Origin of the sequence: Haloarcula pelagica (assembly GCF_030127105.1) — an archaeon.
GTDB classification, from domain to species: Archaea; Halobacteriota; Halobacteria; order Halobacteriales; family Haloarculaceae; genus Haloarcula; species Haloarcula pelagica.
In genome coordinates, this window is the sequence record NZ_CP126161.1 from 1,771,537 (window position 1) to 1,796,503 (window position 24,967).

A 24,967-nucleotide genomic window follows, 5' to 3' on the forward strand; every position below is an offset into this window, starting at 1 on the left:
AACGGAGTTCTCAGAGTTTTTACAGTACCGGCTGCCCTGGATCGTCCTACGATGACAGCGACAGACCACGTCCTCGGGCTGTGTGGCAGTCTGAGCGACGACAGCGGGACGCGGATCGCCGTCGAACGGGCGCTCGACGCCGCCGAAGCGACCGGCGCGACGACCGAACTGCTCGACCTGCGGGAGTGGGAACTTCCGCTGTTCGATCCGGACGCCGACGACGCCGGCGACGGCCCGGAACTGGCGGCGCGGGTCCGCGCGGCCGACGGGATCGTCGTGGGGACGCCGATGTATCACGGGTCGTACTCGTCGCCGCTGAAGACGGCGCTCGACTACTGTAGCATCGAGGATGTCGAGGGGACGACCGTCGGCCTGCTGGCGGTCGCCGGCGGCGGGTTCCCGACGCCGGCGCTGAACACCTGCGGGCGACCTGCCGGGAGCTGAAGGCCTGGCCCCTGCCGACCCAGGTCGCGATCCCGAACTCGTGGCAGGCGTTCGAGGACGGCCGGCTCGTCGAAGCCGACATCGCCGAGCGCGTCGACGAGTTGGGAGCGGACGTGGCTACCTACGCCGGCGTCGAGCGCTACCCGGACGAGCGCGAGCGAGCGGAGCTGACGGCCTGACCGATCACTCGAACCAGTCGACGAAACTGCTCGACAGCAGGGTGTCGCGCTGGTTGCGGATGTACTGGGCCTGCATCCCCCAGATCGCCTCGGCGAGCGGGACGTTCTCCTCGACGCGCCGGCGGACGAAGTCGTGTTTCCAGCGGGCGGGCGTCAGTCGGCGGTCGACCCGTTCGCGGAGCGGTCGGATGTACTCGTGGGCCTCCTCCGTCGAGAGCCCGCGCTGTTCGAGCCCGTCGCGGGCGAGTTCGAACAGTTCGCCGTAGATCTCGTCGGTCGCGGTAGTGCTTGCCCCGTTGGCCGTGATCCACTCGATGTCGGCCCGCAGACCGTCCTCGACGGCGGCGTAGAAGTTGTCCTGGGCGGTCTCCCAGTCCAGCGACTGGATCGGGTGCTCGAACCGCCGGAGACTCTCCATCAGCCCGGCGAAGACCGCCTCGAACCCGATGGCGTCGGCAAGCGTCGGCTGTGCGGGCAGTGGCCGGAACTCGATCCGGGCGTTGGCCGCAGAGCGGGTCGCGCCCTCGAACACCGGCCGGATCCACCGCCAGTACGAGCCGTGTTTGTGCCGGATGTGGACGAAGTCGTCGTCGAACCGACCGCCCGACTGGATGTCCATCGGGACGATGGTGTCGTCCTCGACGATGTCGTCGATGGCGTCCTCGACGGTCTCGAAGTCCGGCGGGAAACAGACTTTCGGCGGTGTCGAGTCGCCGGCCGGCGGATTCAGAACGGACTCGAAGACGCCGATACGGTTCTCCATGTGCGCGTCGGCGACGATCTCTCGGTCGGGGGCGTCGTCGTAGAGATCAGGCGGGAAAAAGGGCGAGTTGACGCCGAGCGCGAGCAGGGGGCCCGCGACCCGGAGGGCGTAGCTGAAGTACTCGGGGAGATCGGGCGCGTGTGGGATCTGGTAGTGGGGCTGGATCGACGTGATGAGCGCCTCGGGCATCACCGTCGGCGCCGACAGGGAGACGTTGGGGGCGTCGAGTTCGAACGCGGCGGGGTACTCGGTGTTTGCCATCGTGTGGTACCGGACCGAGTCTGACATGTTCGTCCCGATGCGTACACTGTCGTGTTCGACGGCGTCACAGAGGTAGCTCCCGGCGGTCTCGCCGTTGGGCGGCACCGTCCACATCCCGTCGGAGACCAACCGGATCCCTTCGTTACCCAGCCGCTGCTGGGCGGGCATCAGCGACGCCTTCAGTTCGTTGCGCTGTGCGGCCAGCCCGTGGGAGTTCAGCGGCTGTGGGCTGGTCTGCATCTCGGCGTTGTGCAAGCCAAGTTCCTTCTCGAAACCGATGAGTTCCAGCAACTGACGGGGGACCCGGCGGAGCGCGTCGGTCCGATCGTCGACGGCGTACAGCTCCAGTTCCATCCCGACGATGGCTTCGGTGTTGTCGAAGGTGCCCGACCGGACCGCCTCCTTCAGGTGGGCGGCCTCCGCCCGGGCACGCTCGTTGAACGCTTCACCATCGACATCGAGCGCCTGCCGAACCTGCGCTGCCAGTTCCGAAGCCGACATACAACGGGGTTGTCCGGGGGGACTATTAAGGGTGGTCCAGTAGCTCGTCCCTTCAGTCGCCGGTCCCGTCGCGGCTCGACTCCTCCAGGCGCCAGCGCTTCTCGACCTCCCGGTTGGCCAGGACGACGAGCGAGCCGTCCTCGACGCGCAGCCGGGTCTTCCGGAGTCCGATGGCAGTGATCCGACCCGTCACCGACGCCGTGTCGACGCGATACCCCTCGTTGAAATCCGGGTCCCGGAGGAGGTAGACCCCGGCGACCGTGTCCGCGATCATGTCCTGCAGTGCGAAGGCGACACCAAGCCCGATGAACCCGCTCGCGGTCCCCAGACTCGCCGCGACGTTCCCGAGTCCGACGATGTTCAACAGGACCAGCGCCGCACCGAACCACAGGAAGATGGCGATGACCGTCACGGTCAGGTCGACGACGAGCCGCTGGCTCGCGGGATAGACCCGCTCGAACACCGAGCGGGCGATCGTGAGAACGATTCTAATTCCCACGTAGGCGATAGCGAGAAACAGCGTCCCGAGAACGATTTTCGGGATCGCGGCGGTGATGCCGTCGATCAGTTCCGTCCCGATAGCGGCGAGTTGCTCGCGGAACGACACGGCCTGAATCAGCATACGTCGCCCGTTTGCGACCCAGACAGTTAGTAACACACGCCACGGTCGGAATCGAACACATTCACCGGCTCCAGCGTCCGAATCCCCGTGGCTCCGGCCGACTCACAACAGTTCGTCGATGTCGCTCATCGTCTCGTCCAGCGGGTCGCCCTGCCGTGTCGACAGCGCGCCCTCGACGGCGTCCCGGGCCGCCGGCAGCGGGTCGTGGGTCTCACAGTAGACCGCCAGTGCGAACTCGCGGTCGCCGAGTCCGGAGAGCGCCAGCGCGTCCGTCCGCGCAAGGGTGCCCGACAGCCAGTCCCGGACGATCTCACGCCCCTGTGGGCCGACGGGTGTGACCTGCTCGCCGAGCAGGTGGAGCGTCTTCGCCGCGGTGACCGGGGCGATCCCGGCCGCGTGACCGCTGGCGCCGACAGTTCGGCCGGCAGCGTAGGCCTCGACGACGGTCGCTGCGTCCGCGGGCGGACAGGGCAGCGCGGCCGCGACCGGAGTGAGCCGTTCGGCGAGCGTGGTGTCGGTGTCGTCGACGGCGGCGACGCCCTGGTCGCGCTGTCGCTCGGTGACCTCGATCCCGGCGGCGATGTCGGACAGCGCCATTTGTCTCACGTTCTCCCGAGAGTAATTTAACCCTGGCGACTCCCCGCCCCCAGCGCGTGGCGACCCCCAGGCACTACCTACCGGTTACCGGTCGGTAGTTCGGCCGTGAAAACGTCGATTTCGCGGCCTCGGATCGGTTTTTTAACCCCCCTATCGCCCGTAGGAAACGATACGATGAGTGCGACAGTGTCGAGTTGTCCGGAATGCGATAGCACGGTCGAACGAACCGGGGCAGAGACGGTCTGTTCCCACTGCGGGTTGGTCGTCGGCGAGGACGCCATCGACCGCGGCCCGGAGTGGCGCTCGTTCGACGACGACGACACCGAACGGGCGCGGACCGGCGCCCCGCTGACCTGCTCGCGTCACGACCGCGGACTGTCGACGGAGATCGGTCGATCGACGCGGCTCAAGGGCCGGAAGCGCCGGCAACTGGCCCGACTGCGCCGGGAACACACCAGAGCACAGGTCAGTTCGAAACGGGAGCGCAACCAGATCTACTCCTTCACCGAGATCCGGCGGATCGTCGGCGCGCTCGGACTCTCGGACGCGCTGCGGGATCGGGCGTGCGTGCTGTTCGAGTCCGCCCAGCAGGCGGACCTACTACAGGGCCGGTCGCTTGAAGGGTTCGCGGCGGCGGTCGTCTACGCGACCTGTCGGACGGAGGGTGTCGCCCGGACCGTCGAGGAACTGTGTCGCGTCGCGAAGGCCGACGCCGACGAGTTGCGGGCGGCCTACGACGCCTTGAACCGGGACCTGGGGCTTCCGACCGGCCCGATCGACCCCCGGGAGTACGTCCCGCGGTTCGCGACGGAACTCGATGTCCCGGCGGCTGTCAGACAGTGTGCGGAGGACCTGGTCGGCGAGGCGCGGGAGCGAAACCTCGTCAGCGGCCGCAACCCGGCAGGGGTCGCAGCGGCCTGTCTGTACACCGCGGGGCGCAGACACGACCTCGATCTCACGCAGGCCGAGGCGGCCGCGGTCGCCGACGTGACGCCGGTGACGCTTCGGGGAACCTACAGCGAGCTACAGCCGTAGGCGGCGCTCGCGAGGGTCTCGAACGCTTCGGCGGCCGGGGAGTCCGGCGCCGTGTGACCGACGGGGCGCCCGTGCTCGTGGGCCGTCGCCAGCCGGCCGCTCTCCGGGATCGTGACGACCGGCGCGCCGAACTGGTCGGCCAGATCGGCCGTTCGAGCGGTCCCCTGCACACGATTGAGGACGACACGACAGAGCCCGGTGTCGAGTTCCCGGGCCAGCGCCCGGACGCGGAGCGCGTCGGCGAGTGCCGCCCGGTCGGGGACGGTGACCAGAACGGCGGCGTCGGCGACCGACAGCGGGAGTCCCACGTCTGCCTGAAGCCCGGCAGGCGAGTCGACGACGACCCAGCGGTAGGCCCGGTCGAGCCGCGAGAGCACGTCGGCGAGCGCGGTCGGGTCGGACGCCCGTGCCCCCGCGAGCGTTCGCCCGCAGGGCAACAGGGTGACCGGCCCGCTCTCGTCGACGGCCGTCAGCGGGTCCGCGCGGCCGGCCAGGACATCGTGGAGGTCCGGCCCGCGCCGTTCCGGGAGGTCGGCCATCGCGAGGTCGCCGTCGACGACGACACCGTCGAGCGCTGCCCCGAGGTTGTACGCGACCGTCGACTTCCCGACGCCGCCCTTGCCGCCGGTGACAGTCAGGATCATTCCACTCGGCCCGGTGGGTCCGCCAGCGTTCGACGGCGGTCCGCGAGCCGGTCGCCCCGTCTGGCGAGCTGTCGGAGCGCCCGCTCGTCGGGGAGCGCCGGCCGGCCGTCCTCGTCGGAAGAATCCGTCTCCACCGCTCTCCCGGCCTCGGACTGCTCACGTCGTTCGAGGCGCCGTTCCACGGCGTCCAGCCAGTCGGTCACTACCGATGGGAGGTCGCCGGGCGTCGCCAGCGGCGGGTCGTCACCCTCCACACCTGCCCCGGCTGTCGCCGGCTCGACGCCGGAGTCGGGGGCGTCGGGGATGTCCGCTGCGGGGACGGCGTCGGCGGGTGGCGAGGGGTCGCCGAGGTCACAGACGATCGCCCCCGGTGTGGTTCGCTCGCCGACGGGCTGGGCGTCCGGAGCGGGGGTCGCCGCGCCGAGCCGCGCCGGCGGATCGGCCGGAGGTGCCTCGACGGCGTACCCCAGTGCGTGGTGCCCAGGGTCTACGACGCCCGCGAAGCCGTCGTCGGTCCAGCCCGGCACCGGACAGCCCTCACGTCGGGGCGGACGGACTGCGCCGTCGAGACAGTTGGTGACGGTGACGTGTGTCGGTTCCTCGGCGACGGTGACGCCGGCGGTCACCAGCGTCACCCCCTCGTGGTGTGTCCAGGAACACTCGATCGAGGCCATACGCGCCCTGGTCCCGGCTTGGGTTCTAAACGTTAGCACCGGACGACCGGAGCGTCGAGCCACGCCGCGGCGGCCGCGGGCGTCGTGAACCGGTCGACCGAGAGGACGACCGGGGCCGGCGTGCTGGCGACCCGGAGGACCGCCAAGGCAGCGGTCACCGGCTCCGCGTCGAAGGGGTCGGTCGGTGTCGGGCCGGGCGCGTCGGCGACGGCCGTCTCGAACGCCGGACGCAGTCGCTCGACCAGCGTGGCCCGGGCGGCCCGCTGGCGGTTGGCGAGTCGGTCTTCGAGGCGGCGGCGCTGGGCCAGGTGGTCGCGGTACGTCCGGAGTTCCTCGCGCCGGCGGCGGCGGCTCTGTTCGGCCGCGGTCCGCGCGGTCCGGCGCTCCGCGAGCGTCGCGGCGGCCGCTTCGAGGTCCGCACGCGCGTCCTCGGTGTCGGCGTCCAGCGCCTCGCGTGCCCGAACGCGGCCGCGGTGGACCCCGACCGACTCCTGCAGCGCGGCGAGGTCGTGCTCGGGGACGGCGTCGGCACGCGTCGTCCGGTCGGGGACCGCCGGCTCGATGTCGGCGAGACGCTCGCGCACCTCCTCGATCGCCCCGTCCTCGGGAGTCGTGTGGCCCGCCGATCTGGCCGCGGCGGCCAGGGCCGTCCGCGTCCGCAGTCCGAGGTCTGGGTGGACGTATCCGGCGGCGTCGTAGACGGCCGTCGGTTCGGGCGCGTCGACCGCCGGCAGACACCGCTCGCCCCGGACGGCTGCGGCGACAGTCCGGCCGTCGACCGACCGCGCCCGCAGATCGACGACACGTCCCTCGTAGGTCGTCGCCCCGACGGTGAGTCTCACAGCGGCTCCTCCCGCATCGAGGCCGGTGACGGGAGCGCTCGCCCCGACGCGAACCGCTCGTAGGGGACCGCGGGCTCCGCGCGGTCCTCGTATCGCCGGGCAGCCGTCCGGACGTGGTCGGGCGCGTCGGCCGGTTCGAACGGGCGGACCCGTTCCAGTTGCACGTCTACCCCGTGTTTCGCCTGGAGCCGGAGCGCCTGGAACGCCCCGAACTCAGTCGCCGAGAGCAGTGCGGCCCGACCGAACCGCCGGACGACACAGCGGTCGTGTGCCCGACAGACGTTACGCAGGTCCCGGCGAGCCGCTCGCGAGTGGGTGACGACAAGCAACATCGACCGTATTTTGTGGCCCCCAGGTGGAAAAATTCCGCGTTTTCACTCCTGCAACGTTTTCCGAGTGCGGATCTCTCGGTCCCCGTCCCGGACGTAGACGGCGGCGTCGAACAGCGATGTCACCGCGTCGACCGTCTGGCTGTCGTGGGCGCTCGGGTCGAGGTGGAAGTGCGCTCGTGCGTCGGCCGCGTGGAGGTGGCCGACGACCGCGTGGAGGAACTCGTAGAGCGGTTCGAGTTCGACGTACTGGAGGACGGCCGTCAGGGAGTCGAAACAGACGACGACATCCTCACAGTCCGACAGCCGCTGGCTGAGTGTGATCCCCAGGCCGGTCAGGTCACTGGGTGTCGAGACGCTGTCGATGCTGACCGACGAGAGCGAGTCGGCCCCGGTGGGCGCCTCGCCGACGGCGATGACAGACAGCGACGCCGTCTCGATCGACGACGAGCGAACCGCCTCGACACACGCCGACGGCGACCGCGTATAGGTGACCCACAGGACGCTCCCCGGCGGCTCCGGGGCCTGGAGCAACTCCGTACAGAGCCCGCCACCACCGGCGTGACCGCTCATCGACGGGGCACAGAGCACCGTGTTCGTCGCCCCGTCGAGCCGCTCGGGAAGGTCACACATCGGTGTCGAGTCCTGATACGTCCTTCTGGTGTAAAACCACTTTCACTACCGTTCCACCGGGGTGACCTCGAAGGGGCCGGGCTCCCCCACGAGCGAGCGGATCCGGTCGCGTGCGGTGGGACGGTCCGTGGCCAGGACGACCAAGCCGTCGGCCGGACCGTCCCCGTCGGCTCGGTAGGCTCGTAACTCGCCCTCGAAGTCCGTGGCGTAGGTACGCAAGACCCCGCGAACCTCCCGTTCGAGGTCCGCCAGCGAACAGTCGCCGTCCTCGAAGGTCGCAAGCGCCTCCTCGACGTTCCGGAGTGCGGAGATGCGGTCCATTATGTCGTCCGGAGGTGGTCGGTGCGTGGCTCGTACACCTCGCCTTTCTGTTTGAGCTTCTCGATCTCGTGTTCGGCTTTGGACTCGTCGATACCGACCTCCTCGGCGCGCTCGACCACCACGTCGACGGGCGCTCCCTCGTCGTACTCGTCTTCGATGTCGGCGATGATCCCGCGGATGTTCTGGATGCGGTCCCGCTGGCTCTTGGAGGTCCCCGTCTCGACCACGTCGGCGTCGAACTCCCCGGTCTCGGGGTCGACACCGATCTCTTTCAGACAGTAGTGGGCGATCTCGACGGCCCGGTCCGCGTCTTCCTCCTCGACGGTGTCCGAGAGCCGGATGCGCGCGGAGGCTTCCGCCAGGCGGACCAGCGCCTCCAGTTTCCGGGCGGTCACGGGAACGGGGGCGTCCTCGTCCTGGCCTTTCAACCGCAGGTCGACGTAGAACTCCTCGATGACGGTCTTTGCCTCCTCGGTCATCGTCGGGAAGCAGTTCCGTTTCGCGTAGGCGATGTACTTCCGCAGGAGATCCGGTTCGATGGTCGGTGCGACCTCGTCGGTGACGGTCTCGACCTCCTCGGCCGAGTAGTTCGAAGTCGAGGTCTCGACCCGGTGGGTGTTCAACTCGCCGGCGTAGTTGGTCTGGATGATGTGCTGGGCGAGGTTGCGGTCCTCCTCCTCGTCCGGCTGGTCGGTGACCGTGAAGATCAGGTCAAAGCGGGAGATCAACGCCGGTTCGAGGTCGATCTGCTCGCCGATGGGCTCGTACTGATCGAACCGGCCGTACTTGGGGTTGGCCGCGCCCAGCAGCGAGCAGCGACTCTTCAGTGTGGCGTTGATCCCGGCTTTCGAGACACTGATCCGTTGCTGTTCTAACGCTTCGTGCATCGCCGAGCGGTCCTCGGAGTTGTGGACGACCATGCCGTTGGCGACGAAGTTATGTGTCCCAGCGACGGTCAGGTCGTAGACGCACGGATCCGGTCTGGATTCAGTTTCCGCAGGTACCGTCTCGACCGATTCGACACGCTGGCACGTCACGTCCTCGGTGGCAAGCTCTGGACGTTCAGAGGGGGGCACTCCATCTGAATCACCAGCCGAAAGCACCGTCGACGAGTCCGATTCGATAGTCGGTACTGTTCCGCCGTCGGCGGCCGTCCCGGTCAGCTCTCGTGGAACGTACGCCCAGTCACCGGCCTCCAGATCGGCGGCTGGCCGTTCGACACGCTCGCCGCCTTCGCGGACGAAGAACGGATGGTCCGCGGTCGCGGTGAGTCGTTCGCCCGTCTGGAGTGTCACCCGCGTCAGGTCCTCGGGCGCGTCGTACTCGTGGATGGCCGTCACCGGGCGGGTGACGAGCCGCCCATCGTCGGTCATCGTCCAGACCTGCAGGTCGTCGATAGCACGGATTATGCGACCGTTCGAAAGGGGCTCGACGGCACCGTCTTCGGCGTACTCGTGGGCGAGATCACGGATCCTGCTGATCCTGTCGGCTCCGTGGACGAGGGTGTCCCCGGTCACGCAACTCATCTTGTCCAGCTCGTCGACGGCGGCGATCCCTTGATCGGCCAGAACGAGCGCTCCAGCCTCCAACGTCCACTGTTGTCCGTCGCCGAAATCGTCTCTCACAGCCGCCGCGGTAAGGCCGGCAGAACTGGAGCCTTTCCCCGACGTGTAGACAGACCGAGGGGCGATCTCTCGGATATACGACAGCATCTGCGATTTCCCCGTACCGGGGTCACCGATCAGGAGCATGTGCAGGTCACCCCGGATGCGTGAGCCGTCGGGGAGTTCCTTGGTCACACCGGAGAACAGCTGGAGCATCATCGCGAGCTTCTCCTTCTCGTAGCCGTAGATGGAGGGGGCGATGGCGCCGACCATCTGGTCGTAGATATCGGGCTCGTTCGAGAGCTCGACGATGTCTTTCTTGTCGGCGTCGGTGATGTCCATGTCCTCGAACTGCTCGTCCTCGATGACGACGCTGACTCCGTCCATGTAGATGTCGAACATCGGGGACTTGTCCTGGTCCGACCCCTGCTGGTCGAGCTTGAGGACGCCCGTCACCCTGACGTGGTCGCCCGCCGTCACCGTCCCGGTGATGTCGTCCTCGACGTTGATGTCGATGGACTGAGGTGTCTCGCCGCCGCGCAGGCCCTCGGGTGACTCCTGGACGCGAATCTTCTGGGCGTCGATGAACTGGGACTGTTCGGTGTTGAGCCGGAACGGGCCCTGGCGTTCACAGCCCTGGCACTCGTGGGGTTCCTGGAAGTCGCCGGTGCTCTGGGGGATGCGGGTGAGGGTGCCACAGCGCTGGCACTCGAAGGCGGCCTCGATCACCTTCGGGCGAACGTCGGTCGCCTTCCGGACGATCCCCTGGACGGCGATGAGGTTGCCGTGGTGTTCGTGGCGGATCTCGCGGATGTCCTCGGAGTCGGGGAGGTTCTGGACACGGACGTGGGCCTGACCCAGCGAGACATCGACGGGGAGGTCGTACAGCCGCAGCGCCTCCTCGGCGTACTCCTGAAGCTGTTCGGGCTTCGTGCGGTAGTCGTCGGCCAGGTCGGGGTCGAACCGGTAGAGGTCCTGCCAGTCGATGTACAGCGACTTCTGGTCGTTGGGGTACTTCTGGGCGAGCTCACCGATCTCGTTGCGGTAGTAGTTGCGGTAGAACTCCTCGAAGCGGTCGATGAGCTCGGTGTTGTCGGCGGTCGCCATCTGGTTGGGCAACGATTGCGCCCGACAGGCTAAGAACCTTCGGCAACCGCGGCGGAAGTGACGGCACGGGCGGACCGACCGTCGGGACCGCGGGACCGACAGACGGCATCGGGACGAGCCGACCCTGCTAGCGGCTCGGCCGGCCTACTCACCGAAACTGCGGAGGCTCTCGTAACAGGCGCCGATAGGGTGATAGCCCGGTTCCACCGCCGCCCCGTCGCCGGTCGGATACGGTTCGTTGTCGGCGTCGACCCGCTCGTACCAGTTGCCACTGGGCGCGACCATCGTCTCGGCGGCGTAGTCCCAGCAGTGGTCGTACCACTCCAGATATCGGTCGTCGTCGGTCCGCTCGGCCAGCGCGGCGGCGGCACCGATCGCTTCGGCCACCTCCCAGCCGTACTTGTCGTCGACGACGGGGTCGCCGTCCCGGTCCAGCGAGTAGTAGAACCCCCCCGCAGTCGTCGTCCCAGCCGTCGAGCGCCGCGTCGAACAGGTCCGTGGCGCGGTCCAGCAGCCACGCCTCGCCGGCGTGGCGGTGGAGGATCGACAGCAGTTTCGCCCACTCGGCGTGGTGGCCGGGCTGGTACCCCCACGGTCGGAACTGGTGGGTCGGGTCGTCGCGGTTGTACGCGAAGTCGTGGTCCCAGTCGGCGGTGTAGTGTTCCCAGAGCCGACCGTCGGTCTCGCCGGCTTAGGTCGACACAGAGCCGCTCGGCGACGGTCAGCGCGCGGTCGAGATACCGCTCCTCGCCGGTGACCTCGTAGGCGACGATGTTGGCCTCGCAGGCGTGCATGTTGGCGTTCTGCCCGCGGTAGTCCTCGGCGGTGTCCCAGTCGGCGTCGAAGACGCTCCGGTACAATCCCTGCTCTGGCTCGTAGAACCGCTCGTCCAGCAGTTCCCACGTCTCGTCGAGGGCCGCCTGCGCCCCCGCGACGCCGGCCTCGGTCGCTCGGGCGTACGCGAGGACGACGAACGCGTGGCCGTAACAGACCCGCCGGGAGTCGGCCGGTGTCGTCCCGTCCAGCAGCCAGTGGTAGCCGCCTCGTTCTACGTCCCGGAACTGCTCGTAGAGGAAGTCGGTGCCGCGTTCGGCCGCGCCCAGCCACGGGTCGGCCCCGAACAGGTCGACGGCCAGCGCGAAGTTCCGGGTGAACCGCGCCGCCGCGACCAGATGCTTGCTGTCGGGATCGTAGATCTCACCGGTTTCGGTGTCTAACTGCGCGACGAACCCGCCGTGGGTCTCGTCGACGCAGTCGGGGTAGTAGAACGCAAGCACGCCCTCGATGTGGTCCCGGAGCCAGTCGGCCTCGGTGTACTCGCTCATAGCCCAGCGTGGACGCCGGCGCAGTATGGGTCTGTCGGCGACAGGTGTGCAACCGTGTGAGTTAAGCCGCGAGTGTGTGAACGGCCGGCGTGGACAGCCCAGTGCTCATCGCGTTCTGTGGTCTCCCGGGTGTGGGGAAGTCGACGGCCTCTGGCTACGCCGCCCGGCAGTGCGAGGCCTCGCGGTATCGGAGCGACGAAGTGCGCAAATCGCTGTTCGAGGACCCCTCCTACACCGACGCCGAGATCGAGCGGACCTACGAGGAACTGCTCTCGCAGGCCAGAGCGGAGCTAGAACGTGGTGAGTCCGTCGTCGTCGACGCGACGTTCAACTCGACGGCCTACCGCGAGATGGCCGCCGAGACGGCCCGTTCGACCGGCGCCGAGTTGCTGTTCGTCAGGGTGACCTGTTCGCGCGAGGTCGTCAGAGAGCGGATTCGCGCCCGGGAAGGGAGCGTCAGCGACGCCGACTTCGCAGTCTACGAGGAACACCGAGCGGCGTTCGATCCCTTCGAGCGCGACCACGTCGTCGTCGACAACTCCGAGACGGTCGAGGCGACACACGACCAGATCGACCGGCAGGTCGTCGGAGCGGTCCGGGAGACGGTCCAGCAGTAGCTAGGTGGTCGAGAGAACCGGAGTGAAGTGGGATCGCCCAGATTTGAACTAGGGGCACGGGCACCCAAGGCCCGAAGGTTACCAAGCTACCCCACGATCCCGCACGTGAGGATGCGACCGTCACCGAGTAAAGGGTTTCGTTGCCCGTCGGGCCGTGCTACGGTGGCGCGAGGCCCCAGAAGAACGCGATTCCGAGCGTGGTCACGACGGCGAACACCGCCTGCAGCGGCGCACCCACTTTCACGTAGTCGCTGAACCGGTAGCCCCCCGGCCCGTAGACGAGGAGGTTCGTCTGGTAGCCCACCGGAGTCATGAACGCCGTCGACGCGGCGAAGGTGACCGCCAGGACGAACGCGAACGGATAGGCGCCCAGTTGCTGGGCCGCCTCGACGGCGACCGGGATCATCAGGACGACGGAGGCGTTGTTCGAGATGATGTTCGTCAGAAGCGCCGTCACGACGTACATCAGTCCGAGGACGACGATGGGCGCGAACCCGGGCGCGGTCATCACGAACAGGTCCGCAAGCAGGTCCGCACCGCCGGTCTCCTGGAGCGCGATCCCGAGCGGGATGACCCCCGCGAGCAGGAAGATCACGTCCCACTGGACGGCGTCGTACAGCTCCTGGGGGCGCAGACAGCCGGTCAGCACCATCGCGACCGCACCGGCGAGCGCCGAGGCGACGATGTGGATGGGAGTGAGTGCGGCGACGCCGACGACGGCCGCGACGATGCCGACGGCGACGGGGATCTTCGACCGCCGGAAGTCGGGTCGTTCGATCTCCTGAGCGACGATGAAGTCGTTGTTGATGTTGAGGCGGTCGATGCTCTCGGGCGTGGCCTGGACCAGCAGAGTGTCACCGACTTTCAGCCGAACCCGGTCCATGCGCTGGCGGAACAGCTCACGACCGCGCCGGAGCGCCAGCACCGTCGCGTCGTAGCGCTGGCGGAAGTTGGTGGAGGCGAGCGTCTCGCCGACCAGCGACGAGCCCGGCGCGACGACGACCTCGACGAGGTTCGTCCGCTCGCTGGCGCTTTCGAGTTCCGCGTCGTCGACTTCGACCTCGGGCATCAGGTCCAGCCCCTCGGCGTCGAGGAGGTCGACGAGGGTGTCACGGTCGGTCCGGATCGCGAAGACATCGCCGGCCCGGATCGATTTCGGGCCCAGTGGTTCGAGAAAAGTTCGGCCGCCCCGGACGAGCTGGACGATGTCGACATCGAACTCGGTCTCTTCGAGTGCGGTCTGGACGGTCTGGCCGACGATCGGCGAGTCCTCCCGGACGACAACTTCGGTGAGGTACTCGCCCATCTCGAACTCGTCGGTGAGGTCCTCGCGGGCCTCGATCCGCGACGGGACGAGCCAGCGGCCGACCGTCAGCAGGTAGGCCGTCCCGACGACGGAGACGAGCAGGCCCAGTTGCGTGAACTCGAACATCCCGAAGGGGTGATCGAGCAGTTCCGCCGACAGCTGGGAGGCGAGGATGTTCGTCGAGGTACCGATCAGGGTGAGCATCCCGCCGAACATCGAGGCGTACGACAGCGGCAGGAGGAGTTTCGAGGGTGAAATCTTGCCCTCGTGTGCGATATCTGTCACCATCGGGAGTAGGATGGCGACGGCTGCGGTGTTGTTGATGAACCCGGAGATCGGCGCGACCAGTCCGACCGTCGCGCCCAGTTGTCGGGACTCGCTGTCGCCGGTCAGCGAGGCGAGTTTCGCCCCGAGTAACTGGACGATACCCGTCCGTTGCACCCCATCGGAGAGAATGAACATCGCCAGGACGGTGATCGTCGCCGTCGACGCGAAGCCCGACAGCCCCGCAGTCAGTGGCGAGCCGCCGTCCCCGGGCTGGTGGAGGACGTACACCGGATCGGCCAGCAGGTTCGCGTCGACGGCGACGGTCGTCACCGGCTCGACGAGCAACAGCGCGACCATGACGCTGATCGCGGTCACGTCGACCGGGAGCGCCTCCGTCGCAAACAGCACGAGCGCCAGGAGGATCAGCGCGAACACGAACGCCATCCCCGGCGTGACTGACTCCAGCACACCGGGAGTGAGAGAGCGGCAGGCAAAAAGCGTGCGGAGTCACGCCTCCAGATCGGCGAGCAAGGCGCGGTAGCTCCGGTCGAACGCGCCGTCGTCGCGGACCGCGCCGATCGCTACCTCCGAGACAGGGACCGCCAGCCGGCCGTCGGCGCCCGTCACGACGACGGCGTCGTGGTCGGTCTCGTCGGTCCACTCCCCGTCGAGGTCCCGGACCACCACCTCGCCGAAGTAGCTGCCAAGCTCCTCGACGAGGCTCGTGAACGCCCGGTCGTCGAAACTGTCGGTCCCGCCGTAGGTCGCGTCGGCGAAACGGTCGTCCTCCCACTCGGCGTCGACGAGGTCGTCGAGACGAGTCAGCGACTCGGGGGTGAAATCCAGGTCGCGTTCGCTCCAGAACTCGGCGAACTCGGCCGCTCGCTCGGCGTGGTCGGCGCGGAGGCCGTCGCCGGCAGCCGGGTCCGACGCCGGATCGCCCTTCCGATCCATCCGGTCGAGTAGCGACTCTGTGGGGTCGCCCCCGGCCTCGGGGTCCGACGCCGCAGCCAGCGACCAGGCGTCCGTGCCGGTCTGGTTCCCGTCGTCGGTATCTGTGTCCGCGTCGGCCGGTGGCGTGGTGCCGGCCGTCGCAGCGACGCCCCCCTCAGCGTCCGGGATGTGAAACGCGTCGTCGTCCACCGGGTCCGCGTCGTCCGGTGTGTCGGCGACGCCTCCTTCGTCTGCGTCGGCATCGCTCCCCTCGTCCGCGTCGGCATCGCTCCCGTCGAACCCGGGCGTCTCCGTCGCCGGCTGCCAGCCGCCGGCGTCCTCCCAGCTCGTCACCGTCGAGTCCGTGTCGTCGCCCTGTGGCGACTCGCTGGTGGCTGGCCCGCTTGGCTCCGGTTCGTCTGCGGGGTCGCCCGCTCCCGCCGGACCGTCGGAGTCGGCGGGGACGGACAGCTCCGTCTCTAGTCGATCGAGGACGGCCGCGAACACCGGCTCGTCGGCGAACGAGCGCGCGGCCACGTCGAAGACGGCGACCGTGCGTTCGTCGTCGGCACCGGCGACGGTAACACCCCAGCCGTCGTCTTGGACCCAGCGGCCGTCCAGCTCCCGGACCAGCACCTCGCCGAGATAGCTGCCAAAACGGACGGTGTGGGTCGTGTACGCCGTGTCCTCGCTGGCCGCGACGGGCTCGTCGTCGAACTGATCGGCGACGGCAGCGTCGAGCCGGGAGAGCGACGCCGTCGAGAAATCGAGGTCGGCCGACCGGTCGGCGACCGTCTCGGCCCGCTGGCGGAACTCCGCCGGCGAGAGCGCGGCGCTGTCGGTCACTGTCGGGCCGTCCGAGGCCGGTTCGGTCGCGGACTCGCCACTCTCGGAGTGCTCGTTCGCGGTGTCGTCGCCGCCGCCGAGCGTCCGGCGGATACTGTCGAACAGCCCCATACCGATCGGATGGGTGGCCCGCTACAAGAATGTACGCTCCGCCCCAGTCAGTGCTCGTCGCGCAGTTCCATCGCCGCGACGATCTCGTAGGGGTCGTCGCCTTTCCGAATGCCGTCGAGCAACTGGAACGACTCGTCGGGCGCGAGGAAGTGCCGGGTGACGGCCCGCCCCAGCGGTGTCGGCGAGAGTCCGTCGATGAACTCGTACTCCAGCAGTTTGCCCAGCGCGTGTTTGGTCGGGACCTCGCCGATCATCCGGTCGTTGAGCGCCTTCGCGCGCTTGCCGGCGACGGTGACGTTCGCCAGTGTCTCCTCCACGGCGGCGCTCTCGTCGTAACGGGTGATCACCGGCTCCATCTCGCCTTTGAGGAGCTTGAACGCCACCTCGTCCTCGGTCATCTCCATGCTGTTGTGGTAGGTGCAGTCGGGTTCGACGAGGACGTAGACGGTCCCCTTGTCGTGGTAGTCCGGCCGGCCGGCGCGCCCGAGCATCTGGCTGAACTCCTGGACGGTGAGCCACTCGATCCCCATGGCAAGCGAGTCGAAGATGACCTGCGAGGCGGGGAAGTCCACGCCGGCCGCCAGCGCCGCCGTCGTCACCACAGCGGCGAGATCCTGGTCGGCGAACTGCCGCTCGACCCGCTGGCGGCGCCTGTTGTCCAGGCCGGCGTGATACGGCGCCGAGTCGTACTGGAGCTTCCGGGAGATCTCGTGACAGCGCCGCCGGGAGTTGGTGAAGATGATCGTCTGACCGCGGTACCCCTTGCTAGATTTCGTGTCGAAGGCCCGCTTGACGAGTTTCTTCTCGGTCTCGATCTTCTCGCGACCGTCGGCGAACGTGACGTGGCGTTCGATGGGGACCGGGCGCTCCTCGAACTCGATGAGCTGGGCACGGAGCTTCTCGGCCAGTTGGCTCGGGTTGCCGACCGTCGCCGAGAGGTAGATCCACTGTGTGGCCCCCGAGTCGGGCGCGCCACCGGTCTCACAGTAGTGTTTCAGCCGCGAGATCAGCCCGTCGAGCCGGTGGCCACGTTCGTCTTCCCCGAGCGTGTGGACCTCGTCGATGACGACCGTCCCGATCGTCCCCAGGTCCTTGTCGGTCCGGAGCGCGTGGTCGATTCCCTCGTAGGTACCGACGATAACGTCGGCGTTCGGGTCGAACTGCCCGCCCTCACCGGCGATCCGACTGGCGCCGACCCGCAGCGACACGTCGACCATGTCGCCGTATCGCTCCCGGAACGACTCGTACTTCTGGTTCGCCAGCGCGACCAGCGGGACCAGAAACAGCATCTTCCCCTTGTTGTTGAGCACGCGGTCCAGGCCGGCCATCTCGCCGACGAGGGTCTTCCCCGTCGCGGTCGCCGAGACGATGAGCTGATCCTGCCCGTCGGTCGCGCCGTGCTCCACAGCGAGACTCTGGACCGGCAGCAGAGTGTCGAACCGGGACTCCAGATGGTCCTGGATACCGGGGTGCAACGACAGCGAGTCCGTCGGCACCAGTTCGACATCGTCGACGGTCGCGGAGATCTCGTCGAACTTCGTGAGGTCGGGGTCCAAGTTCCCCGAGAGGAGATTCGAGATGCGGTCCAGGTCCTGGACCTCCAGCATGAGTTCTTCGAGGCGCTCGCGCGCCTCACCGGTTATGGTGCCTTCGAAGGCGAGTTCGCGGTCCAGCTCTTCGCGGGCACAGTCGGGGCAGATACTCTCCCCGTCGGTGTGGATCTCCGTCTCGCTCGTGATCGGGGAGTACCGGCCGGCGTTGGCGCAGTACCGACAGGTCCGGACGACTTTCGCGGACAGTTGATAGGCGTCGAACAGCCGCCGGGCCTGGTCGCGGGCCCGCCTGGAGGTCTGCTCGGAGATACGCAGTCGGGCCGCCCGCCGGGCGAGTTCGACGAACTGGTCGGGTGATCGCAGGTCCTCGTCGGTGCCTTCCTTGATGCGGAGCCGGCGGGGTCGCGGCCCCGCGTCGGTCTCCTTGACTTCGAGGACGCCGTGGAACAGCCGTTCCCCGTCACGTTCGGCGACGACCGTGTACTCCTCGCCGCGCTCGTGGAGAAACAGCGTATCGACCTGTGCAGCCTGCTGGGACACGGCTGTGTGTACGACGCGGCCCCTACTTCAGTCACTCGGGACGCCTCCACGGCGACTTTAAGTCGGTCGGCCGACAACACGATCATATGCGCCGGTTCCGAATCGGCAGTGCGTTCGGCATCCCGATCCAGCTCGATCTGACCTTCCTGCTGGTCCTGCCGCTGTTCGCCTGGATCATCGGGACACAGGTCGGCGAGACCGCCGACCTCCTCAACGACGTGCTCGGCGCCGGGCTGGAGCCGTCGGTTCTCACCGTCGGCTCGCTGGTCTGGGTGCTGGGCGTGGCCGCCGCCGTCGGTCTGTTCTCGGGTGTCGTGTTGCACGAACTGGGTCACTCGCTCGTGGCCATGCGCTACGGCTTCCCGATCGACTCGATCACGCTGTGGCTCTTTGGCGGGATCGCACAGCTCACCGAGATGCCCGACGACTGGAAGCAGGAACTGGCCATCGCCGTCGCCGGTCCGATCGTCAGCGTGCTCCTCGGGGGCCTCTCGTACGTCGCGTTCGCGGTCCTGCCCGCGACGGAGTCGACGCTGCTCCAGTCGGTCCGGTTCGTCCTCGCGTATCTCGCCGTGATGAACCTCGCGCTGGCCGTGTTCAACATGCTCCCGGGGTTTCCCATGGACGGCGGCCGCGTCCTCCGGGCCTTGCTCGCTCGCACCCGGCCGTACGCCCGGGCGACCGAGATCGCCGCCGAGGTCGGGAAGGTGTTCGCCATCTTCCTGGGCCTGTTCGGGCTGTTCGTCGTCGGCAACATCTTCCTGGCCGGGCTGGCCTTCTTCATCTACATCGGCGCGGCCGGCGAGGCCCGCCAGACCTCGATGGCGGCGGCCTTCGAGGGTGTCACCGTCGGCGACGTGATGACCCCCGCCGACCGCGTGACGACGGTCACCCCCGACCAGTCGGTCCGGGACCTCATCCGGACGATGTTCGCCGAGCGCCACACCGGCTACCCGGTCGAGCGCGACGGCGAGGTCGTCGGCCTGGTCGCCCTGGAGGACGCCCGCGCCGTCCGCGAGGTCGAACGGGACGCCTACACCGTCGGCGACGTGATGACGACCGACCTCGTGACCGTCTCCCCGACGACCGACGTGATGGACGCGCTGACTCAACTGCAGGACAACTCCGTCGGCCGCCTGCTCGTCACCGACGAGGACGGCGCCTTCCAGGGGTTGCTCACCCGTTCGGACATCATGACCGCGCTCTCGATCATCAAATCGAGCGGCGACTACGCGCCAGCCGCCGGCGAGCGCGGTTCCCTCCGGCCGAAACCCTGACCCCGATCAGCAGACCCGCGAGCGCGGATCGTGCTCGCCCGCCGGGCGAGCGGTCCCCGCCCGAAAGCGCAGTTCCGCCCGCGTGAGCCGACCGAACTCCGCGCGCCGGTGACAGGCCGGACACAGCGACACCACGTTGTCGAGGGTGTGGGCGTCGGCGACGGTCAGGACCGGCGAGGCGGCGAACAGCCGAACCGGGACGACGTGGTGGACGTCGGGGTTCCGACCGATGTCGGCGTCGTCGGCCCCGCAGACGACACAGGCGTGCCCGTCACGGCCGAGCGCCCGCTCACGGACCGCGGGCCACCCCGGCCCGTAGTCGTCGATCCCGCCACCCTGCCAGTTGGGGTGGCCGTCGCCGGTGAACGCCGCCGAGAGCCACTCTGCGTGGCAGTCACGACTACAGAGCGTGACCTCGCCCTCAATCTGACTGGGGTATCGTTCGACAGGGTCACCACAGACATCACATTCCAGTGTCAGGGTTCCACCCGTCCAAGAATGGTGGTCCTCCCCCGACTGTGACGGTGGCTCTCGCCACGTTTCAGTCTGCACACAGTCCGCGCAGTAGACTCCCTCCTTGGCGGACGGGTAATACTCGAACGTCCGGTCACAGATCATACACTCGGTCTGTGTTTTGCCGCCGCGATAGTTCGGGTTAGCCGCCCCCTGGTACGATACCGCCTCTTCACGGCAATCGTCCGAGCAGTATCGCTTCTCGTACTCACAGTAGAACTGCTGACCACACCGATCACATTGCCGGTTCGGAAGCCGTTCGTCGTGTGACTGGCTATGATGGACACCGAGGCCTCGCCGACTGTCGAACTGTCGTCCACACGTCGGGCACGTATGCGACATACAATTATGTTCTGCGCGTTCGAAAATAAAAGCACGCTGACCAGCGTGAATGTGAAACTATGGAGCGTCGTAGCGGGTGTGTAAGATATGTTAAATGAGTCCGGGTGCGGGAATTGAACCCACGTCTCAGCCACCACAAGGCTGAAGGATACCACTACCCCAACCCGGACACGCGTGCTGAAGCAGCCTTAGCTACTCCGCTGGTACAGAAATACGTTACGACTCCCCGGTCGGTTCGAGACACCCTTACACGGCCGTCGTCGCCGCTTCAGTCTGCGACACGACGACAGACGACAGCCCGGGTTCGTCGATCACTCGGCGATCGGCGTGATCTCGATGCCCGTGGCCGCGACATCCTCGACGGTCGCTCGCCACCCGCCGACGGTGAGCGTCTCTTCGGCGGTCGACAGTGTCAGCGACGAGACCGTCGGCGGGGCCAACGAGAAGTCGATCTCGACCTCGCTCTGGAGTTCGTAGTCCTCGACGACGCCCTCCCACGTACCGGGTTCGTGCGAGTCGGTGTGGTACCCCTCGATCGTCGCCCGGAACCGAGTCCCGTCGTCGAGTTCGGAACGGAGATCGGTGATCGCTCGGCGCGGGTCCAGATACCGGCGCGGGAACGTCCGTCCGGTCCGGACGACGGCCGACGCCCCCCAGACGGTCTCGGTGTAGTCCTGCAGCAGTAAGACGAGGTTCGACTCCTGCGTGATCAGGTATCGTTGCGTGTCCTGTATCGGGTGGTTGCTCCCGAAGATCCCGTAGGTCCGGTCGGCGGCCACGACCGTGTCTGCCGTCGCGCGGGACCGGACCGACATCCGATCGGGATACGTGCGTTCGGCCGTCGACGCGTCGCCGCTCATCAGGAGCCTGACCGTGACGCCGTCCTCGAGCGCCACTCGGAGCGCCGGTTCGATCTGTCGGTAGATCCGTGGTGACGTGGCGACGACGAGCCAGTACTCGGCGGCCTCGATCGCCTGTTCGATGTGCCGCAGCGCCGTCTGTTCGCGGCTCGCCATCGTCACGTAGTCGTCGGACACGTCGACGGTGTCGTCGTGGACCCGACGCAGTTCCGACCCCAGCGTGTCGATCGTCTCGCTCAGTTCGTCGATTCGCCGTCGTTTGAGGTCGTTCAGGACATCCTGCGGCGACGGCGCGATGACCTCTTTCCCCCGCCCGCGGGACCTGATCTCGACCAGGCCCATCTCTTCGAGATCGTACAGCACGTCGTAGATCCGGCCCTGCGGGACGCCGGAGGCGTCGACGAGGTCCGTCGGGGTCGCCTTCCCCGAGCGGACGGTGGCGACGTACGCCTTCGCCTGGTAGGATGTCAGCCCGAGTTCTTCGAGGCGGCTGGTCAGTCTGCTGTCACTCATGGGTCCGGTGATCCGCTATCGGTCTGTCGTCGCCGCTGTGCGGTCGGGTCGCGCTGGGTCGGCGGCCTCGGGGCGGTGTGCATCAGGTGTGTACACGCCCCCCGTGTTATTTAACACCACGATTCGTGGTTGTTATCATGTCGACCTACGCGACACCCCCGGACATCGACATCGACGCGGCGGAGACGGTGCTCGAACCGTCCGGTGAGCGGCAGGGGTACTGGGTAGGTGCACCGTGTGTCCACCGCCACGACGGCGTGCCCTACCTCGCCGTCCGGTGGCGTGATCCGGACCGGCGCGGCCACGAGGTGACGGTGTACGAGTACGGCGACGACCGGTCGCTCACGCAGCGAGCAGCCCTGACAGCGGCCGATCTCGGAGTCGTGAGTGTCGAGCGGGCGGCGCTCGTCACGGACCCACGGACGGGGGCGCTCCAGTGTTACCTCCCCGTCGACCGCGGCGGCAACGACTGGGTGATACAGAAACTCGCCGACGCCGAGGCGCCGTCGGACCTGGACCCGGACACCGCCCGGACCGTCCTCACGCCCGAACCGGGGACGACCGACGCGGGGACGGTGAAAGACCCCGTGATCGAGACGGTCGGGGGCCGGTACTACATGTTCTACGCGGGGGCCGACGGCCGCTCGGAGCAGGCGCATCTGGCGACCAGCGTCGACGGCGAGACGTGGACCCGCCACGGGGACAACCCCGTCATCGAGCGGGCCTACTGGCACGACCACCACGTCAGAGTATCGGCCGTCGTCCCCGCGCCCGACGCACCCGTCTGGCTCGTGTTCTACGACGGGAGCGGCATCAGCGACACGGGCCGAACGTGGAACCTCCGGACCGGCGTGGCGGTGTCGCCGGACCTCGAACGGGTGACCGACACGTCGCCCGACGGCCCCGTCTACAGCGGCCCGGCCGCCGAGCGCGACACGGGAGTCGACACCTTCGCTACCTGCCGGTACGTCGACGTGTTGACTCGCGGCGACGAGTGGGAGGTCTTCGCCGAAGTCGCTCGCGAGGACGAGTCGTTCGCGCTCCGGCGAGCGACGGTCCCGGCACCGGGGCTGTGACCGGCGTGTCGGGGCGGTCAGACCCGGTAGTGAGAACGGGGGTCAGGCGTCCCGCTCGCGCGCCGGGACCGAACGGCCGCTGGTGGTGATCGCCTCGCCCGTCTCGGCGTCGAAGAGGTAGATGTCCGACGGGGAGACGCTGAGACGGACCGTCTCGCCGGGCTCGGGTTTGACGGTCGGCGGCGAGACGGCGGTCAGTTCCGTCCCACCGACCAGCAGGTGGACGAAGTTGTCGCTCCCCTGGTACTCCGTGACGACGACCTCCGCCTCGAACACCGGGCCATCGGGCGACTGCGCGTCAATGTCGATGTCCTCGGGGCGGATGCCGACGACGACCTCGGTGCCGGGAGCGACCGCGACCCCGCTCGGGACGGCAGCGAGCGGGACCGTCGGGTCGTCGGCCGGGAACCGGGCGGTGTACCGGTCGCTATCCTGTCTGTCGAGAACCGCCGGGAGCTGGTTCATCGACGGGGTCCCGAGGAAGTCGGCGACGAAGCGGTTCGTCGGGTCCGCGTACACCCGGTCCGGCGGCCCCGCCTGCTGGAGGACACCGTCGTCGAGGACGGCGATGCGGTCGGCCATCGTCATGGCCTCCTTCTGGTCGTGGGTGACGTAGACGGTCGTGATGTCCAGTTCCGACTGGAGGCGCTGGAGCTCCGTCCGCATCTCCGACCGGAGCTTCGCGTCGAGACTGGCAAGCGGTTCGTCGAGGAGGAACACGTCGGGTTCCCGGACCATCGCCCGGCCGAGCGACACCCGCTGTTTCTGCCCGCCCGAGAGGTCGGTCACCGACCGGTCCAGCAGGCCCGCGATGTCGAACATCTCGGCCATCTCCTCGACGCGTGCCTCCCGCTCGGCGGCCGAGAGGTCCGTGGAGTGTTTCAGCCCGTAGGCCATGTTCTCGCGGACGGACATCATCGTGTAGAGCCCGTAGTCCTGGAAGACCATCGCGATCGATCGGTCGCTGGGGGCCAGTCCCGTCACGTCGCGGCCGTCGATGCGGATGGCCCCGTCGGTGACGGTTTCGAGCCCGGCGATCATCCGCAGCGTCGTCGTCTTGCCACAGCCGGAGGGACCGAGCAACACGAGCAGTTCGTCCTCGACGGTCAGCGAGAAGTCGCTGACGGCGGTTTCGGTCCCCTGCGCGTCGTCGTAGCGCTTGGTGACGCCGTCGAGGGCGAGTTCAACCATCAACGGATCCGCCTCCCGTCGGCGTCGAAGTACGAGGCCGCGTCCGCGTCGAACGTCACCGCCGTCGGCGTGCCGCGGTCGAGGTCCGCGGGGACCGACCGGGTTCTGACATCGAAGGTCCGCCCACCGGTCTCGACCGTGAGTTCGTAGGCGCGACCGATGGGCTCGACCACCGTGACCCGGCAGTCGACGGAGGGAGTCCGCTCGGCGGGTCCAGCCTCGGTGTGGTCGCCAGCGAGGTAGACATCCTCGGGTCTGATCCCCACCCGCCGTGCGTCGGACGGTTTCGTGGCGGTGAGTGCGTCGACGACCGGTCCGGCCCCGCCGGTCACGTCGAAGACGTTCATCGAGGGATCCCCGAGGAAGGTGGCGACGAACTCCGAGTCGGGCCGGCGGTACACCTCCTCGGGCGTCCCGACCTGCTCGATACGGCCGCCGTTCATCACGGCGATGCGGTCGGCGAGACTCATCGCCTCCTCCTGGTCGTGTGTGACGTAGAGTGTCGTGATCCCGAGCTGTTGCTGGAGGTCCCGGAGTTCGGAGCGCGTCTGTATCCGGAGCTTCGCGTCGAGGTTCGACAGCGGTTCGTCCATGAGCAGGACCGACGGGTTCCGCGCGAGCGCCCGTCCGACCGCGACTCGCTGGCGCTGGCCGCCCGAGAGCGCGGCGGGTCGTTTCTCCAGGAGGTCCGCGATATCCAACAGCGCGGCCGTCGACTGGATGCGCTCCCCGACGGCGTCGTCGTCGAGGTCCGTCTTCCGGAGCGGGAACCGGATGTTCTCCCGGACCGTCTTGTGGGGATACAGCGCGTAGCTCTGGAACACCATCGCCACGTCGCGGTCCTGTGGGACCGTCCGGGAAACGTCCCGGTCGCCGATCGTGACGGTCCCATCGGTGATCGGTTCGAGGCCGGCGACCATCCGCAGGGTCGTCGTCTTGCCACAGCCCGAGGGGCCGAGCAACACGAGGAGTTCGCCGCTGTCGACATCGAGGTCGACGCCGTCGACCGCGAGCGTCTCGTCGAACCGTTTCGTGAGCCCGCGCAGTCGGACCGAGTTGCCGCCGACGGCGTCCCCGACCGCGCCGATGGCGGTGCGCTCGGCCGCGTCCGCCGCGGGAGTGTGACTGTGCTCTGCCATCG

At 68.1% G+C, this 24,967-nt stretch carries 21 protein-coding genes, 2 tRNA genes and 2 pseudogenes; 5 read left to right on the forward strand and 20 right to left on the reverse strand.

The annotated features are described in order from the left end of the window. Positions 1-51: 51 nt before the first annotated feature. Positions 52-623, forward strand: a pseudogene (locus tag P1L40_RS09325) (NADPH-dependent FMN reductase). Positions 624-627: 4 nt separating this feature from the next. Here the strand turns inward: P1L40_RS09325 and P1L40_RS09330 are convergent. The 3 genes from P1L40_RS09330 to P1L40_RS09340 form a co-directional block, all read right to left on the reverse strand. Then, positions 628-2,148, reverse strand: coding sequence for a glutamate-cysteine ligase family protein (locus tag P1L40_RS09330; RefSeq protein WP_284006537.1), 1,521 nt, complete (start codon positions 2,146-2,148; stop codon positions 628-630). A 52-nt stretch (positions 2,149-2,200) separates the two neighbouring features. Beyond that, positions 2,201-2,770, reverse strand: a complete 570-nt coding sequence (locus P1L40_RS09335; protein ID WP_284006539.1) for a mechanosensitive ion channel domain-containing protein — start codon at positions 2,768-2,770, stop codon at positions 2,201-2,203. Between the two features lie 102 nt (positions 2,771-2,872). Beyond that, the gene (locus tag P1L40_RS09340) at positions 2,873-3,367 is read right to left on the reverse strand and encodes a DUF7858 family protein (RefSeq protein WP_284006541.1); all 495 of its coding nucleotides are present in this window, start codon (positions 3,365-3,367) and stop codon (positions 2,873-2,875) included. 174 nt (positions 3,368-3,541) lie between these two features. On the opposite strand from P1L40_RS09340, the gene P1L40_RS09345 reads away from it, so the two are divergent. Further along, on the forward strand, positions 3,542-4,402 hold the full coding sequence (locus P1L40_RS09345; protein WP_284006543.1) for a transcription initiation factor IIB: 861 nt from the start codon (positions 3,542-3,544) through the stop codon (positions 4,400-4,402). On the opposite strand, the gene P1L40_RS09350 is transcribed toward P1L40_RS09345, so the two are convergent. From P1L40_RS09350 to P1L40_RS23535, 8 genes and pseudogenes are all read right to left on the reverse strand, one after another. Continuing rightward, positions 4,381-5,046, reverse strand: coding sequence for a MinD/ParA family ATP-binding protein (locus tag P1L40_RS09350; RefSeq protein ID WP_284006545.1), 666 nt, complete (start codon positions 5,044-5,046; stop codon positions 4,381-4,383). The genes P1L40_RS09345 and P1L40_RS09350 overlap by 22 nt on opposite strands. Beyond that, positions 5,043-5,720, reverse strand: a complete 678-nt coding sequence (locus P1L40_RS09355; protein ID WP_284006547.1) for a DUF7857 domain-containing protein — start codon at positions 5,718-5,720, stop codon at positions 5,043-5,045. Before P1L40_RS09355 ends, P1L40_RS09350 begins: the two co-directional genes overlap by 4 nt. 32 nt (positions 5,721-5,752) lie before the next feature. Beyond that, on the reverse strand, positions 5,753-6,562 hold the full coding sequence (locus tag P1L40_RS09360; RefSeq protein WP_284006548.1) for a DUF7856 family protein: 810 nt from the start codon (positions 6,560-6,562) through the stop codon (positions 5,753-5,755). Then, on the reverse strand, positions 6,559-6,894 hold the full coding sequence (locus P1L40_RS09365) for a DUF7855 family protein (RefSeq protein ID WP_284006550.1): 336 nt from the start codon (positions 6,892-6,894) through the stop codon (positions 6,559-6,561). The genes P1L40_RS09360 and P1L40_RS09365 overlap by 4 nt, the downstream gene beginning before the upstream one ends. A gap of 42 nt (positions 6,895-6,936) precedes the next feature. After that, the gene (locus P1L40_RS09370; RefSeq protein WP_284006553.1) at positions 6,937-7,524 is read right to left on the reverse strand and encodes a DUF7504 family protein; all 588 of its coding nucleotides are present in this window, start codon (positions 7,522-7,524) and stop codon (positions 6,937-6,939) included. A 45-nt stretch (positions 7,525-7,569) separates the two neighbouring features. Continuing rightward, the gene (locus tag P1L40_RS09375) at positions 7,570-7,845 is read right to left on the reverse strand and encodes a DUF7854 family protein (RefSeq protein ID WP_284006554.1); all 276 of its coding nucleotides are present in this window, start codon (positions 7,843-7,845) and stop codon (positions 7,570-7,572) included. Beyond that, on the reverse strand, positions 7,845-10,556 hold the full coding sequence (locus tag P1L40_RS09380) for an AAA family ATPase (protein ID WP_284006556.1): 2,712 nt from the start codon (positions 10,554-10,556) through the stop codon (positions 7,845-7,847). Before P1L40_RS09380 ends, P1L40_RS09375 begins: the two co-directional genes overlap by 1 nt. 144 nt (positions 10,557-10,700) lie before the next feature. After that, positions 10,701-11,881 (reverse strand): annotated as a pseudogene (locus tag P1L40_RS23535) (AGE family epimerase/isomerase). An 89-nt stretch (positions 11,882-11,970) separates the two neighbouring features. Here P1L40_RS23535 and P1L40_RS09390 point away from each other — a divergent pair. Next, positions 11,971-12,498 carry a P-loop nucleotide/nucleoside kinase family protein gene (locus P1L40_RS09390; RefSeq protein WP_284006558.1) on the forward strand — a complete coding sequence of 176 codons (528 nt, stop codon included), beginning with the start codon at positions 11,971-11,973 and terminating at the stop codon, positions 12,496-12,498. Positions 12,499-12,526: 28 nt separating this feature from the next. Here the strand turns inward: P1L40_RS09390 and P1L40_RS09395 are convergent. The 4 genes from P1L40_RS09395 to P1L40_RS09410 form a co-directional block, all read right to left on the reverse strand. Further along, a tRNA-Pro gene (locus tag P1L40_RS09395) sits at positions 12,527-12,599 on the reverse strand. Between the two features lie 56 nt (positions 12,600-12,655). Next, on the reverse strand, positions 12,656-14,515 hold the full coding sequence (locus P1L40_RS09400; protein WP_284011055.1) for an SLC13 family permease: 1,860 nt from the start codon (positions 14,513-14,515) through the stop codon (positions 12,656-12,658). A 63-nt stretch (positions 14,516-14,578) separates the two neighbouring features. Then, positions 14,579-15,961 carry a hypothetical protein gene (locus tag P1L40_RS09405; protein ID WP_284006560.1) on the reverse strand — a complete coding sequence of 461 codons (1,383 nt, stop codon included), beginning with the start codon at positions 15,959-15,961 and terminating at the stop codon, positions 14,579-14,581. Positions 15,962-16,008: 47 nt separating this feature from the next. Further along, a complete protein-coding gene (locus P1L40_RS09410; RefSeq protein WP_284006561.1) occupies positions 16,009-18,054 on the reverse strand; it encodes a DEAD/DEAH box helicase in 2,046 nt (681 codons plus the stop codon). An 86-nt stretch (positions 18,055-18,140) separates the two neighbouring features. Here P1L40_RS09410 and P1L40_RS09415 point away from each other — a divergent pair, with 86 nt between their 5' ends. Beyond that, entirely contained in the window at positions 18,141-19,331 is a 1,191-nt protein-coding gene (locus P1L40_RS09415; protein WP_284006564.1) for a site-2 protease family protein, read from the forward strand. Positions 19,332-19,337: 6 nt separating this feature from the next. Here P1L40_RS09415 and P1L40_RS23395 read toward each other — a convergent pair whose 3' ends face one another. The 3 genes from P1L40_RS23395 to P1L40_RS09430 form a co-directional block, all read right to left on the reverse strand. Next, complete coding sequence (locus P1L40_RS23395; RefSeq protein WP_336402166.1) at positions 19,338-19,883, reverse strand: HNH endonuclease; 546 nt, start codon at positions 19,881-19,883, stop codon at positions 19,338-19,340. 401 nt (positions 19,884-20,284) lie between these two features. Further along, positions 20,285-20,355, reverse strand: a tRNA-His gene (locus P1L40_RS09425). A gap of 142 nt (positions 20,356-20,497) precedes the next feature. After that, a complete protein-coding gene (locus P1L40_RS09430) occupies positions 20,498-21,559 on the reverse strand; it encodes a TrmB family transcriptional regulator (protein ID WP_284006566.1) in 1,062 nt (353 codons plus the stop codon). Positions 21,560-21,696: 137 nt separating this feature from the next. Between P1L40_RS09430 and P1L40_RS09435 the strand changes: the two genes are divergently transcribed. Further along, the gene (locus P1L40_RS09435) at positions 21,697-22,635 is read left to right on the forward strand and encodes a glycoside hydrolase family protein (RefSeq protein WP_284006568.1); all 939 of its coding nucleotides are present in this window, start codon (positions 21,697-21,699) and stop codon (positions 22,633-22,635) included. Between the two features lie 42 nt (positions 22,636-22,677). Here P1L40_RS09435 and P1L40_RS09440 read toward each other — a convergent pair whose 3' ends face one another. Next, on the reverse strand, positions 22,678-23,826 hold the full coding sequence (locus P1L40_RS09440) for an ABC transporter ATP-binding protein (RefSeq protein ID WP_284006569.1): 1,149 nt from the start codon (positions 23,824-23,826) through the stop codon (positions 22,678-22,680). Further along, positions 23,826-24,965, reverse strand: a complete 1,140-nt coding sequence (locus P1L40_RS09445) for an ABC transporter ATP-binding protein (RefSeq protein ID WP_284006570.1) — start codon at positions 24,963-24,965, stop codon at positions 23,826-23,828. The genes P1L40_RS09440 and P1L40_RS09445 overlap by 1 nt, the downstream gene beginning before the upstream one ends. Between the last annotated feature and the right edge of the window lie 2 nt (positions 24,966-24,967).